We start from the raw sequence: 13,023 nt of genomic DNA, 5'->3' as shown, positions 1-13,023 counted from the left end.
ATGCCCGGAGGAAAGGTGGCGATCGAAACATTTACCTGGCGAACCCAGATTCAAGCGGGAATGGAAGGGGGGTTCACTTATGCAACACGTTCTGCATCCTTCGGAGACGGCTTTGAACAGATCGCCGGTGAAGGCATCAACCCTGAAAAACAGTCATGGCCGATGACCTTAACGGGAAAAAAAACTGAGATGCTCAATGCGCTGAGGTTTTGCCGCAAGCACATTACAAAATCCTTTATCTGGACGTCTCCTGTCGGCGAAATCGGTTTATACCGGATTGAAGCTGATTCCATTAAAGTCCAGCCGCTATCCAGCAAAGTGATGACCATAAAAGCAACCTTCAAACAGGCATACGCACCATGATTACTGAAGATTATCAACGTCTCGAACCGGGTGAGAAAATACGTCTTCTTGAGGTAGACGGTTCTGCGTTTGGTCTGGACGACGTTCTGCGCTTTCACGCTTATAACATCCCGCATACTGACGAAGAGATTGCGGCTGCTGGTGGCGACGAATCAAAGTTAAAGGCGAAGAGTATCTGGTGGCAGGGCGAAGAGTATGGTGCCTGGCCATATAAGCTCGAGGGACTGGAAGCGTCAACCGATGGCAGTAGCGCCCAGCCGACGCTCACCGTTGCCAACATTGACAGCTCTATCACTGCGCTCTGTCTGGCCTATGACGATATGCTGCAGGCCAAAGTTACGATTCATGACACTTTTGCGCATTACTTGGATGTGCGTAATTTCCCTGATGGAAATCCAACAGCAGATCCCTTGCAGGTGAGGAAGCGGGTTTTCTATATCGACGGTAAAAACAGCGAGCTTCCCGGTGAAAGTATCGAGTTTATTCTTACCAGCCCGATGGATCTGCAGGGGTTGATGATCCCGACCAGACAGCTGCATTCCCTTTGCACATGGTGCATCCGGAATAGGTACCGCACCGGCGATGGGTGCGATTATGCCGGCACGCTTTACTTCGACAGAAACAACAATCCGGTAAGCGATCCCTCATTGGATGAATGCAACGGCACGCTCACCGCCTGCAAGCTTCGGTGTGGTGAACACAGTGAACTTCCTTTCGGTGGTTTTCCGGGAACATCTTTAATCAGGAGCTAATATGCGTCAGAAAACAATTCAGGACATCCTGGCGCATGCAGCGAAAGAATATCCCCGCGAATGCTGTGGCGTGATAGCGCAGAAAAGCCGGGTGGAACGCTATTTCCCATGCCGTAATCTGGCTGCCGAACCAACGGAACAGTTTCACCTTGCGCCAGAGGATTACGCTGCTGCTGAAGACTGGGGGACGATAACGGGAATCGTACATAGCCACCCCGACGCGACGACCCAACCAAGCGAACTGGACAAGGCTCAATGCGATGCAACGTTGCTGCCCTGGCATATTGTCAGTTGGCCTGAAGGAGACTTTCGTACCATTACTCCCCGCGGTGAATTACCGTTGCTCGGGCGCCCGTTTGTGCTCGGACACTACGACTGTTGGGGACTGGTGATGAGCTATTACAGGCAGGAAAATGGTATCGAATTGAAAGATTACCGTGTTGATTATCCGTGGTGGGAGGACTGCTATCCGGACAATTTCTATCAGGATTGCTGGTATGAGTGCGGTTTCCGCGAATTCAGTGGATCACCGATGCCGAGCGATTTGATCATCATGCAGGTGGAATCGAATAAGTGGAACCATTCAGGAATCTTACTGGAGGGGAATATGCTTCTGCATCATCTATATGGACATCTTAGCCAGCGAGTACCCTATGGTGGGTATTGGCGTGAGAGGACAAGCAAAATCCTTCGCCATCAATCGAAGTTTATATAATAATGAGTTCAATTTACTTCATTAACGGATATTAATGTGGCATTTGTCAACTTGAATAATTTTTATATTAAAATGGTCGTGGTCTGCGTTCCATTTGTCGTTGGGGTCGGGCTTGCATGCTTGAGTTTCTTCGGGCACAGTCACAATCTATGGACTGGGTTTGGATATTTGATAACATCCGTAGCAATGAGTTTTTTCCTGATGCGATGGTTGGTATGGGGAGATTTGAACCTCGCCAATGGTTCAGCCATTGCTACAATCGGAGGTGGGTTAGGTCTGATAGGGATCTTGGCTGGTTCAAATATTACTGATCCTGCATTTATTCAAGTGCGCACCGATTTACATGAGTCCTTCTTAGATGCATCCTTAAATTGCAAAGGTAATAAGACGTTATTTGACGGTGCTCTTACGTCTTGTTTAGCAGCTACTTCTAAGGATGCTTTGACGTTGGGGCAAGAGTTGATTAAAGCCAGGTATTTAGCTCCGACATTATCTTTGGCAGATGGTGTGTATCATTCGAGCGATGAAGCTAAGGCGGATGCATGTTTAGTAAATTATTATTTACTTTCAAAGGAATGCCCAAGTAGCTTTATAGAATTCAATAAAAAACACCCAGAAGTTGCTAATCCGTCAGCCAATAATAAGTAAGTTGATTTGAATTCTTGGATTGCGTGTTAAAAACATCAAAAAGTCTATCAACATTAACAGTCTCTCTTAGTCAAGAGAGACTATGGAGGCATGTATGACATTTTTAACTGGTCAGCCGATGAGAACCATACGCCTCTATGGAATACTTGGCTCAACATTTGGTCGTGAATTCAAACTTTCTGTTGCTTCGCCTAAAGAAGCCGTTCGTGCATTGTGTGTGATCGTGCCGGGTTTTGAGCGTTTCCTGAATACTAGTAAGCAGCGCGGGCTTACTTACGCTGTATTCAGTGGAAAGCGTAACCTGAACGATGATGAACTCTCTATGGATCAGAGTACCGCTGATATCCGTATCGCGCCGGTTATCCTCGGGAGTAAACGTGGTGGAGTTTTCCAGACCATCTTAGGCGTGGCTTTGGTCGCAGTTGGTGCTGTGGCGTCATACTTTGGCGGTGGTGCTGTCGGCGTTCCTCTAATGCAATTTGGCGCTGCGATGGCCCTTGGCGGTGTCGTACAGATGCTCTCTCCACAGACAACCGGACTTGCCAGCAAGCAATCGGCAGACAACAAGGCCAGTTATGCCTTTGGGGGAGTAACCAATACGACAGCCCAGGGTAATCCTGTGCCGCTCCTTTACGGCAAGCGCCGCATCGGTGGCGCGATCATCTCCGCCGGTATCTATGTTGAAGATCAGCAGTAAGCATGCTGTAATGGGCTTACTTAATATGGGGTAACTTGAGCTTAGATTCAAAAATGAAAAAAATACCTACTCTTTTCCTTTGTACTTCCTTATTTTCAGGGATGGCTTTAGCTGATAACCATTACATACCTCTCCTCTATAATTTATCTACTATGTTTGATTTCAATCCAGTTAAAGGAGCTGTCAAATCATTAGATACTAATGTTGAAGAAAATGGTAAGGTCACTTATAAAATCGCCATCAGACTAGCTAAGAATGGTTGTGTCGAAAGCTTAGATCTTGATAACGTTTCGTCTGGTCATGAAACAAATCTAAAAAATAGCAATGGAAGTCTTGTTGGGCAGAGAGATGGTAAACCTTTCTCTATACAGCTCGATGAAAAATGTAATATTTTGAGTGAAAATGAAAATGGTGACGAGTTGCGATATAGTCTTTACTCGAATGGATTAATTAAAGATACTTATTATTTGGGTAAGAAAATATCTGAGCATTTTTATGATGATAATTCTAATTTGATACGTTCTGAGTTTTATGGTTCTGGAAAGATTCTCTCTAAAAACGAAATATCTTATGTTGATAAAGACAGGAAGCCTCTTGATTATAAAATCATAAACACATCAGTTTACTCGGAAGGTTATACAGCAACGAATACTTGTCATTATAGTGAAAAGCTTGTCCCTGAAATATGTAAAGTAACAATGCAGAGCGCAGGGAATCCTGTGCCGAAGCCAGTACTAATGACAGCGAATACGAAAGTTGAATTCTACTAGATTAAACACATTTCAATAAGCCACCTCCGGGTGGCTTTTTTTATGGGCGCAATATGGCTATAGCAACCGCTATTAAAGGCCGCAAGGGCGGCAGTTCAAGCTCAAGAACTCCTACAGAACAGCCAGACGATCTGCAGTCAGTAGCCAAGGCAAAAATCCTTCTCGCGCTGGGAGAGGGGGAGTTTGCTGGTGGCCTCACTGCGCGCGATATTTATCTCGATGGCACCGCTCTTGAGAACTCAGATGGTTCACAGAACTTCAGCGGTGTGGCTTGGGAGTTTCGTTCTGGAACTCAGGCGCAAAAATACATTCAAGGGATCCCAGGTACTGAAAACGAAATCAATGTAGGTACCGAAGTTTCCAGCTCTACAGCGTGGACGCGCACGTTCACCAATACGCAGCTTTCAGCTGTTCGCCTGCGTCTAAAATGGCCCTCGCTTTTCAAACAGGAGGACGACGGCGATCTGGTCGGTTACTCGGTTAATTATGCGATTGACCTGCAGACGGACGGCGGCACCTGGCAGACGGTGCTAAATACCAGCGTGACCGGGAAAACCACCTCGGGCTATGAACGCAGCCACCGTATTGATTTACCTCAGGCGGGCAGCACCTGGACCATCAGGCTGCGCAAGATTACAGCCGATGCCAATTGCGCGAAGATTGGCGACACGATGACGCTGCAAAGCTTTACGGAAGTAATCGACGCGAAACTGCGTTATCCGAATACCGCGCTTCTGTACATCGAATTTGACTCGAGCCAGTTCAATGGCTCAATTCCGCAAATTTCCTGCGAGCCCCGCGGGCGTGTTATTCGTGTGCCCGATAACTATGACCCTGAAACACGAATGTACAGCGGCACCTGGACGGGCGCATTTAAGTGGGCATGGACGGATAACCCTGCGTGGATATTCTACGATCTGGTGGTCACTGACCGCTTCGGCCTTGGTAATCGGCTAACGGCAGCCAATATCGACAAATGGACGCTTTATCAGGTCGCTCAATATTGTGATCAACCGGTACCGGATGGTAAGGGTGGTAGCGGAACTGAACCGCGTTACACCTGCAACGTATACATTCAGGATCGGAATGACGCTTACACCGTCCTCCGAGACTTTGCCGCCATTTTTCGAGGTATGACGTACTGGGGAGACGACCAGATTGTTGCCCTTGCAGACATGCCCAGAGATGTCGATTTTACCTACACGCACGCTAACGTAGTTGACGGCAAATTTGTGTATTCCAGCAGAACAACCAAAAGTCGCTACACAAACGCTCTTGTATCCTGGTCTGATCCGGCAAATGGCTATGCTGATGCAATGGAGCCAGTCTTCGAGCAGACGCTGGTGGCGCGCTATGGTTTCAACCAGCTTGAGATCACCGCCATCGGTTGCACCCGGCAGTCTGAGGCTAACAGAAAAGGGCGCTGGGGGATCCTGACCAACAATAAAGATAGGATTGTAACGTTCGACGTTGGTCTGGACGGCAATATCCCTCAGCCTGGCTACATAATTGCTGTTTCTGACCGAAATCTTTCAGGGAGAGATTTAGGCGGTCGATTATCCGCGGTTAATGGTCGTGTACTCAAACTTGATCGGGTGCCAAGTGCAAAGGCCGGTGACAGGATAATGGTAAACCTGCCGTCGGGTATTACCCAATCCCGGACGATTCAGTCCCTGTCCGGTGAAATGGTCACTGTGACAACCGCCTTTAGTGAACCTCCTCAGGCCGAAGCTGTATGGGTAATTGAATCTGATGAACTCTACGCGCAGCAGTACAGGGTAATTAGTGTCACCGATAATAATGACGGGACATATACCATCACGGGGGCAAATCACGATCCGGATAAATATGCCCGAATCGATACGGGTGCTGTAATTGATCAGCGGCCGGTGAGTGTCATTCCTCCTGGTAACCAGTCGCCGCCAGCCAACATCGCGATCAGCTCGTTTTCGGTGGTTCAGCAGAATATCAGCGTCGAAACCATGCGAGTGAGCTGGGATCTGGCACAAAATGCCATCGCCTATGAGGCGCAGTGGCGCCGCAACGACGGGAACTGGGTTAACGTGCCTCGCAGCTCCACCACTTCCTTTGACGTTTCCGGCATCTACACCGGACGGTATCTGGTGCGCGTGCGCGCTATCAACGCAGCGGAAATTTCTTCCGGATGGGGATATTCAGATGAGAAGACGTTGACCGGCAAAGTGGGCAATCCGCCCAAGCCAGTGGGCTTCATGGCTACAGGCATTAACTGGGGTATTCGTCTGAACTGGGGGTTCCCGGGAAACACCGGCGATACCCTCAAAACAGAAATCCAGTACACGACCAACAGTGACTTTTCCGATCCGTTGCTGTTATCGGACGTACCTTATCCATCAGCTGAATATACTCAGCTCGGGCTGAAAGCCGGGCAGGAATTCTGGTATCGCGCGCAGTTGGTTGACAGAACGGGTAACGAGTCCGGATATACCGACTGGATTAGGGGGATGTCTAACGATAATGCTGATGATTATCTGGGTGAAATTGCAGACGATTTCCTTACCTCGGCCGACGGCGACCGCCTGACCAGCGATATTGATACCAATCTTGAAGCCACAATGCAGAACGCGCTGGCCAACCACGGAACAGTTGAACATCAATGGGCGCAATACGGAGAGGTACGCGCCGATATTCTGGTTGTGAAAACGACTATTGCTGAGGTGGACAGGGCAATGGCCGAAATGTCGACACAGGTGCAGGCGCAGATCGACAACGTCACCGCTTCCCTGGAAGACAAGCTTACAGCCGTTGTTGATGCCTCCGGCGCTTCGGCAATCTACACCCTCAAAACAGGCGTGAGGATAAACGGTGTCATGTACAACGCCGGGATGTCGATTGCCGTGCTTGCTGAGGCCGGTAAGCCGGTAGTTACCCGTGTTGGCTTTAACGCTAATCAGTTCGTGCTGATGAGTGGCAGTGGTGATACCCAGTATTCACCGTTCGCAGTGGTTAATGGTCAGGTCTTTATCAGCTCAGCGTTTATTCAGGATGGCACGATCACCAATGCTAAAATTGGCAACTTCATCCAGTCCAACAATTACGTACTAGGGCAGTCCGGGTGGAAATTGGACAAAAGCGGTACCTGGGAAAACTACGGCAGCGATGGGCAGGGCGCAAGAAAGACCACGAACGTTACTGACAGCATCAGGGATGCGAACGGTGTCCTCCGCGTACAGATTGGTAAACTTACAGGAGTATTTTAATGACGTGGGGCATTCAGACATGGGATGCCAATGGCAATCCGAACAATTATGGTATTAAGCCTGTATCTGTTGTCGGACGAATTCAACTCGCTTACACACAAAATTCAGGTTCCTGGAGTTTTACTGTTCCGCCTGGCTATAAGGTTGGCTTTGTTGTTTCGCTCGATCAAGGTACTACCTCTGTTGGGCGGCATATCGAGGCAACTGGCAACACTATTACCGTGACGCCTGCTAATACAGCTGGCATCGGTAATTACCCCTCATCAGCCTGTGAACTTGTCGTTTTTATGGAGCCAGCTTAATGGCTGATTATGGTGCTTATATATTAATGGACAATGGCAATCCTTTTGTGACGCCATATTCCACTCCTTTTTGTCTCTATAATCGATCTGAAGTTGCTTCCAACACAAACGGCAGTGCAGCAATAGATATTCCTGTCGACCCCTCTTATCCGGCCATTGCGTTCTGTCGTGTGTCAGGGCCGTCTCAGGCTGTATATTTGGGGGTTCGCAGAAATGGAAGCGTAATAAGCGCCTCCGCATCAACTCCAGCAGGTTATACTGGTTCAAAAACATTCACCCTGACTGTGTACGTTTTCGCTGTCTTTCCTCAGCCTTTGCCACAGTGGGGAATAGCGTTCTGGGACGCCAGCGGGCGAGTGGTTCTCACAAACGAAAGCCGGGTATTGACCGACCTGGTGACCGTGGGAACTCCAGGCGCAGGGGGAATTAATCTCGACGTCACTCTAAGTGGTTCCTATGCTGTGGCTCCTGGAATTCTCGGCTCGTCGTTATGGCAAACCTCTCAGGGTGGGCAGCCAGTGATTATCAACGTAACAGCATGCACGGGGTGCTATTTCAACGGTAGCACGACCAGGTTCTGGCCTGTTGGAAATCAAATTGCGGGGGGAACACCTGCTGGCGGCACTACAACAGGAATAACGCTCACGGCTATTAATACTGCAACATACGACTAATTGATCGTTTAAAACGATCAATTAGTCGACATTGAACTACTAAATCTATTTTCATTAATTTTCCCGTCAGGTTAAGTTTCAAAGTACGAATTACCTCAGGGATAAAAAATGAATAAAATACTCGGCAGTTTGCTAATTGTCAGTCTTCTTTCTGCCTGCTCAGCAAAGATTTTTGAGAAACAGCTTCCTGTGTGTGAGGCGGTGACCCTTTTAGGTGGGCAAGAACAAACCGTACAGATATATGGTGTGCGACAAGTTGCAAACCAGGTTGAATACAAAGCTGGATACCCCTTCAACTGGCGATGGGTGAGCAAAAACAACTTCACCAGGTCGACCTGTTCAAAATGAACAACACGAAACCCGCTCCGGCGGGTTTTTTATTATCTGAATTCAGGAGTCATTTATGTCGGCAGGTACCATCACCCTGACAAACGGGTCCGCTATTGTTGGCGGTTCCAGAACCTCATTCGCAACAGAACTCACCGCAGGTGACTTCATTGTCTCTACTGTAGGCGGTGTTCCTTATACGCTGCCGGTGAAATCAGTCGAGAGCAATACCCAACTGACGCTTGTAAGCAACTTTACCGGGCCTACTCAATCCGGCGCGGCCTGGTCAGCGGTCCCGCGCGTGGCGCTGAACATGGTCACTGCTGCGCTAGTGGCGCAAAGTGCTGAAGCGCTGCGTGGACTGAATTACGACAAACAGAACTGGCAGCAGGTTTACAGCGCAGCCGGAAACATCACAGTGAAGCTGCCAGACGGCACTACCTTCACCGGCCCGTCATGGAAATATCTGTCTGACAATATGGCGACTAAGAGCGGCGGGGCCGTACCTGTTAATCAGGGCGGTACCGGATCGACAACCGCATCAGGCGCTCGCACAAACCTCGGTTTAGGAAACAGCGCAATCAGGGACGTCGGCGCAGTGGCGGGAACGGTCGCCGCCGGCGATGATTCGCGCTTTGGTACCATCAACGGTAAGACCGGCGGGACTATTTCCAGCGGGGTAACGGTCAGTGGAAAACTTACCAGTCAGAATGGCACTGCCGGACCGTATATTAATGCGCTCAATGCTCCAGGTTATAAGCAAGTTGTAGCCAACGATTCCAGCGCGGTTAGTGCAATTTTCGGGTATACAAACGGATATAACAATGGCTCTGGCTTTGAGCTAACTACGGGCCTTGGCGCTGTTGGAACTGGTAATGCTTCATGGCCTCAGACTGTATTGATGCAGGCGGCAAATAACGGTGATTACGGTGCCAGAATCTGGACATTCTCGATGTCTACAGGTGATTTAGTCTGCAACGGCTCCGGTAACCAGGGAGGTTCCTATGCTTTCACAAAATCTGCAATATCGGACAGAGAGCTAAAGGATGATATTCAATACAACGATGGCTTGCAGTCCTATGAGAATGTTAAAAAATTCCTGCCATGTACTTTTATCTATAAGGATGACACGGAAGGGCGTACACGGCGCGGGGTGATCGCCCAGGACATCCGGGAGATTGATGAAGAGTATGTCAAGGAGATTCCAAACTACTTCGATGAGACAAGCACGTTAGCACTTGATACCAATGTGTTATTGCTCGATACGATGCTGGCGCTCCAGTACAGCATTAAGCAGTTGGAAAAAACACAGAAAGAACTTGATGAGCATAAGAAAAAATTTTCTTAGTCATGGAAATTTAGCGCCGCGGCCCAATCGAAAGAACAAGCAGCGGCGACATCGATAATTCTGATGACCAAATATCATTTCTTCAGAAGTTTCTTCAGTCTTATCAGCAAGAACGCTATTAATGCGGACAGAGAAAATTTAATCAAAATTATTGTGAAATCATAGTGATTCATGGCCTCTTCTCCATCACCTGATATCCGAAGATGTTGCATGAAAACATCATTAATCCAGCTATCTGGGATGAGGATAAAACAGACAATAAGCAAAGTAACGAATATTATGATTTTCATCTCACACCACATTTACTGAAGTCAGGAACACCACGTACATCAATACGCCCGTATGCCATTAATCCTTTTCCGCCGGGTACAGTCACTTTTTTCCGTTTGAGTAATGAATTACGAAGAATCTGGAAATCGGCTGCTCTGTAAAGGGTGATGCAGCCCCACGATACACCAGAACCATCAGTATTGAGAGGGTGGAGTCTGAAACTGCCACGTTTCGTACCGTTAACATAGACGTAATCGCTCATGGTTTGCGCACTGTACAAACCGAACCATTCAGAGTGATGGTTTTTATACAGGTGTGCCAGATCAATTATTTCAGCTCTCACCTGGTTAACGAAACTACCAGTGGGCCGATCAACAATCCAGTAAGTACCGGGTGGAATCGCGGCTTTTTCAATATCTGAGCAGTTAGGATTGTTGATATATCGTTCGATCCCTGACAGAACGTCAAATGATCCAATACCATAACAGTCCAGCTTGAGCGTTTTCCCATCTGGCGACAGCCGGCCATAATCCATCATGCAAATCTGCAAGCTCTTACTCCTGTTTTCGATTATCAATTCGCCGGAATGATAATAGATAATAAACGGCTGGTTAACCTACTAATTTTTCAGTGTAAGGTAGGTTAGTTATACAACCAGTTTGGTAGTAAGTAGCGGTGATGCCAGTAATGCCCAATGCCTTTTGCTGGCGGAGAGCACTCAGGGTTGGTCTAAATATACGCATCTGAGTCCGAACTCGAAAAATTTACAAAGGTTATAATTCGAAGAGAGATAGAAACTTACAAGCGAAGCGGTGAAGCTTTGTACAGCCAAAAGGAATCCGCAGTATTGCGAACCCTCAAAAAGAAAACTACTGTATATAAAAACAGTGTTTGAGGTGTGCGCAATGGACTTCATTAGGCCAACAGAACTGCGAGAAATTATCGCTCTCCCGCTATTCAGTGACTTAGTTCAGTGTGGCTTCCCAAGTCCCGCAGCTGATTACGTTGAACAGCGTATCGATCTCAATGAGTTACTTGTCGCTCATCCGAGCTCCACCTATTTCGTCAAAGCCGCAGGTGATTCAATGATCGAAGCCGGGATCAGCGATGGTGATCTGCTGGTGGTGGACAGCTCGCGCACAGCTGAGCACGGTGACATTGTCATCGCCGCGGTGGAAGGGGAATTTACTGTTAAACGCCTGCAGCTACGCCCGACAGTCCAACTCATCCCAATGAATAGCGCCTACAGTCCGATTGTTGTAGGCAGCGAAGATACGCTGGACGTTTTCGGCGTTGTTACTTTCATCGTCAAATCGGCGAGCTGAGTATGTTTGCGCTCTGTGATGTGAATTCGTTCTACGCATCATGCGAGACCGTATTCAGACCTGACCTGAGAGGGCGCCCGGTTGTCGTTCTCTCGAATAACGATGGCTGTGTAATCGCACGCAGTGCCGAGGCCAAGGCGGCTGGAATTACGATGGGGGAGCCTTTCTTCAAGCAAAAGGACTTATTTCGGCGCGCTGGGGTTGTTTGCTTCAGCAGTAACTACGAGCTCTACGCTGATATGTCGAACCGGGTGATGACAACACTCGAAGAAATGAGCCCCAAAGTTGAAATTTACAGTATCGACGAAGCATTTTGCGACCTGACAGGTGTTCGCAACTGCCGAGACCTTACCGAGTTCGGCAAGGAGATCCGCGCTACGGTTCTGAAGCGTACGCACCTGACGGTTGGGGTTGGAATTGCGCAGACAAAAACGCTCGCTAAGCTGGCCAATCACGCCGCGAAGAAGTGGCAGCGCCAGACTGGCGGGGTAGTTGACCTGTCCAATATCGACCGCCAGCGCCGATTGCTCGCTATCGTGCCTGTAGAGGATGTTTGGGGCGTTGGTCGCAGAATCAGTAAGAAGCTTAATGCGATGGGTATTAAAACAGCTTTAGACCTGTCAGAGCAGAGTACCTGGATTATCAGGAAACACTTTAACGTCGTGCTGGAGCGAACGGTTCGCGAACTTCGGGGTGAGCCATGCCTTGATCTGGAAGAGTTTGCACCAGCTAAGCAGGAAATCGTCTGCAGCCGATCGTTCGGAGAGCGCGTCACGGACTATGAGCAGATGCGTCAGGCTATCTGCAGCTATGCGGCGCGTGGCGCCGAAAAGCTTCGCGGCGAGCATCAGTACTGCCGCTTTATCTCTGCGTTCGTGAAAACCTCACCATTTGCGCTTAATGAGCCGTATTACGGTAACAGCGCTTCAATGAAGCTTCTCACCCCAACCCAAGATTCCCGCGACATTATCAACGCCGCGGTAAAGTGCCTGGACAAAATCTGGAAGGACGACCATCGCTATCAAAAGGCTGGAATCATGCTGGGAGACTTCTTCAGCCATGGGGTGGCCCAGTTGAACCTGTTCGATGAAAACGCGCCGCGAGCCGGAAGCGACAAGTTGATGGAGGTTCTGGATCAACTCAATGCCCGAGACGGCAGAGGAACGCTCTACTTTGCCGGGCAGGGCATTCAGCCGCAGTGGCAGATGAAGCGAGAAATGCTTTCTCCTCGTTACACCACAAGATATTCGGATCTTCTCAGGGTTAGATAAAAGTAATGGTGAGGTTAGAAAATGATTAATTATTTAAGAGATTTGATAAGTTTTCTAATGTTATTTTCGGTAGGGGGTAATTACTTGCAACGCGTTTGGCTGTTTTTTCATCTCCCCAAAAATCATTTATAACAAGACGATTCTCATACATCCCTAACCAATAATTTGGTTCAGTTCTTTCGTTTTTATTAATTGGGCAAAAAATGACGATGGATAGTAAAGCCCAAACAACAGATTCTGGGAACGTTATTTTATTTTTTGAGCATTCTAATATGTTTAATTTGTGAAATGAAAAACCTTCTGTTAATGAGTCACTATGAAT

At 48.2% G+C, this 13,023-nt stretch carries 15 protein-coding genes; 13 read left to right on the top strand and 2 right to left on the bottom strand.

What is annotated here, in order from left to right; all coding sequences use genetic code 11:
* Positions 1-15 precede the first annotated feature (15 nt).
* The 11 genes from USH94_RS20615 (at position 16) to USH94_RS20565 (ending at position 9,835) form a co-directional block, all read left to right on the top strand.
* Positions 16-363: a phage tail protein gene (locus tag USH94_RS20615; RefSeq protein WP_111965037.1), complete on the top strand. Its 348-nt coding sequence runs from the start codon at positions 16-18 to the stop codon at positions 361-363.
* Positions 360-1,115 (top strand): phage minor tail protein L, encoded by a 756-nt coding sequence (locus tag USH94_RS20610; protein WP_111965038.1) that lies wholly within the window; start codon positions 360-362, stop codon positions 1,113-1,115. The genes USH94_RS20615 and USH94_RS20610 overlap by 4 nt, the downstream gene beginning before the upstream one ends.
* Position 1,116: 1 nt before the next feature.
* Positions 1,117-1,830, top strand: a complete 714-nt coding sequence (locus tag USH94_RS20605) for a C40 family peptidase (RefSeq protein ID WP_111965039.1) — start codon at positions 1,117-1,119, stop codon at positions 1,828-1,830.
* A gap of 36 nt (positions 1,831-1,866) precedes the next feature.
* The gene (locus tag USH94_RS20600) at positions 1,867-2,478 is read left to right on the top strand and encodes a hypothetical protein (RefSeq protein WP_111965040.1); all 612 of its coding nucleotides are present in this window, start codon (positions 1,867-1,869) and stop codon (positions 2,476-2,478) included.
* A gap of 94 nt (positions 2,479-2,572) precedes the next feature.
* Entirely contained in the window at positions 2,573-3,175 is a 603-nt protein-coding gene (locus USH94_RS20595) for a tail assembly protein (RefSeq protein ID WP_111965041.1), read from the top strand.
* 35 nt (positions 3,176-3,210) lie between these two features.
* Entirely contained in the window at positions 3,211-3,945 is a 735-nt protein-coding gene (locus USH94_RS20590; RefSeq protein WP_258525047.1) for a YnfC family lipoprotein, read from the top strand.
* Positions 3,946-3,998: 53 nt separating this feature from the next.
* Positions 3,999-7,184, top strand: a complete 3,186-nt coding sequence (locus tag USH94_RS20585) for a host specificity protein J (protein WP_111965043.1) — start codon at positions 3,999-4,001, stop codon at positions 7,182-7,184.
* Positions 7,184-7,486 (top strand): hypothetical protein, encoded by a 303-nt coding sequence (locus USH94_RS20580; RefSeq protein ID WP_100170069.1) that lies wholly within the window; start codon positions 7,184-7,186, stop codon positions 7,484-7,486. Before USH94_RS20585 ends, USH94_RS20580 begins: the two co-directional genes overlap by 1 nt.
* Entirely contained in the window at positions 7,486-8,160 is a 675-nt protein-coding gene (locus tag USH94_RS20575; protein ID WP_111965044.1) for a hypothetical protein, read from the top strand. Before USH94_RS20580 ends, USH94_RS20575 begins: the two co-directional genes overlap by 1 nt.
* 108 nt (positions 8,161-8,268) lie before the next feature.
* Positions 8,269-8,508, top strand: a complete 240-nt coding sequence (gene cor / locus USH94_RS20570; RefSeq protein WP_111965045.1) for a phage exclusion lipoprotein Cor — start codon at positions 8,269-8,271, stop codon at positions 8,506-8,508.
* Between the two features lie 55 nt (positions 8,509-8,563).
* A complete protein-coding gene (locus USH94_RS20565; RefSeq protein WP_111965046.1) occupies positions 8,564-9,835 on the top strand; it encodes a tail fiber domain-containing protein in 1,272 nt (423 codons plus the stop codon).
* A 286-nt stretch (positions 9,836-10,121) separates the two neighbouring features.
* On the opposite strand, the gene USH94_RS20560 is transcribed toward USH94_RS20565, so the two are convergent.
* Entirely contained in the window at positions 10,122-10,655 is a 534-nt protein-coding gene (locus tag USH94_RS20560) for a DUF2778 domain-containing protein (RefSeq protein WP_146749039.1), read from the bottom strand.
* Between the two features lie 355 nt (positions 10,656-11,010).
* Here USH94_RS20560 and USH94_RS20555 point away from each other — a divergent pair, with 355 nt between their 5' ends.
* Together USH94_RS20555 and USH94_RS20550 are read left to right on the top strand one after the other, a co-directional pair.
* On the top strand, positions 11,011-11,430 hold the full coding sequence (locus USH94_RS20555) for a translesion error-prone DNA polymerase V autoproteolytic subunit (RefSeq protein ID WP_039262733.1): 420 nt from the start codon (positions 11,011-11,013) through the stop codon (positions 11,428-11,430).
* 2 nt (positions 11,431-11,432) lie between these two features.
* Positions 11,433-12,701 (top strand): Y-family DNA polymerase, encoded by a 1,269-nt coding sequence (locus USH94_RS20550; RefSeq protein WP_111965048.1) that lies wholly within the window; start codon positions 11,433-11,435, stop codon positions 12,699-12,701.
* A 25-nt stretch (positions 12,702-12,726) separates the two neighbouring features.
* Here USH94_RS20550 and USH94_RS20545 read toward each other — a convergent pair.
* Positions 12,727-13,023, bottom strand: a 297-nt coding sequence (locus USH94_RS20545) for a hypothetical protein (protein WP_320731329.1), incomplete at its 5' end; no start/stop codon positions are given.

This window comes from Enterobacter sp. 148H3 (assembly GCF_034107425.1).
GTDB lineage: Bacteria > Pseudomonadota > Gammaproteobacteria > Enterobacterales > Enterobacteriaceae > Enterobacter > Enterobacter vonholyi.
The sequence above is the reverse complement of the archived record's forward strand: the minus strand, read 5'-3'. Positions and strand labels throughout refer to the sequence as shown.

What these genes read in the sequence shown, in the direction of transcription:
- USH94_RS20610 (WP_111965038.1), top strand. Translation starts at nt 360, where the DNA reads ATGATTACTGAAGATTATCAACGTCTCGAACCGGGTGAGAAAATACGT.
- USH94_RS20605 (WP_111965039.1), top strand. Translation starts at nt 1,117, where the DNA reads ATGCGTCAGAAAACAATTCAGGACATCCTGGCGCATGCAGCGAAAGAA.
- USH94_RS20595 (WP_111965041.1), top strand. Translation starts at nt 2,573, where the DNA reads ATGACATTTTTAACTGGTCAGCCGATGAGAACCATACGCCTCTATGGA.
- USH94_RS20585 (WP_111965043.1), top strand. Translation starts at nt 3,999, where the DNA reads ATGGCTATAGCAACCGCTATTAAAGGCCGCAAGGGCGGCAGTTCAAGC.
- USH94_RS20580 (WP_100170069.1), top strand. Translation starts at nt 7,184, where the DNA reads ATGACGTGGGGCATTCAGACATGGGATGCCAATGGCAATCCGAACAAT.
- USH94_RS20575 (WP_111965044.1), top strand. Translation starts at nt 7,486, where the DNA reads ATGGCTGATTATGGTGCTTATATATTAATGGACAATGGCAATCCTTTT.
- cor (WP_111965045.1), top strand. Translation starts at nt 8,269, where the DNA reads ATGAATAAAATACTCGGCAGTTTGCTAATTGTCAGTCTTCTTTCTGCC.
- USH94_RS20565 (WP_111965046.1), top strand. Translation starts at nt 8,564, where the DNA reads ATGTCGGCAGGTACCATCACCCTGACAAACGGGTCCGCTATTGTTGGC.
- USH94_RS20555 (WP_039262733.1), top strand. Translation starts at nt 11,011, where the DNA reads ATGGACTTCATTAGGCCAACAGAACTGCGAGAAATTATCGCTCTCCCG.
- USH94_RS20550 (WP_111965048.1), top strand. Translation starts at nt 11,433, where the DNA reads ATGTTTGCGCTCTGTGATGTGAATTCGTTCTACGCATCATGCGAGACC.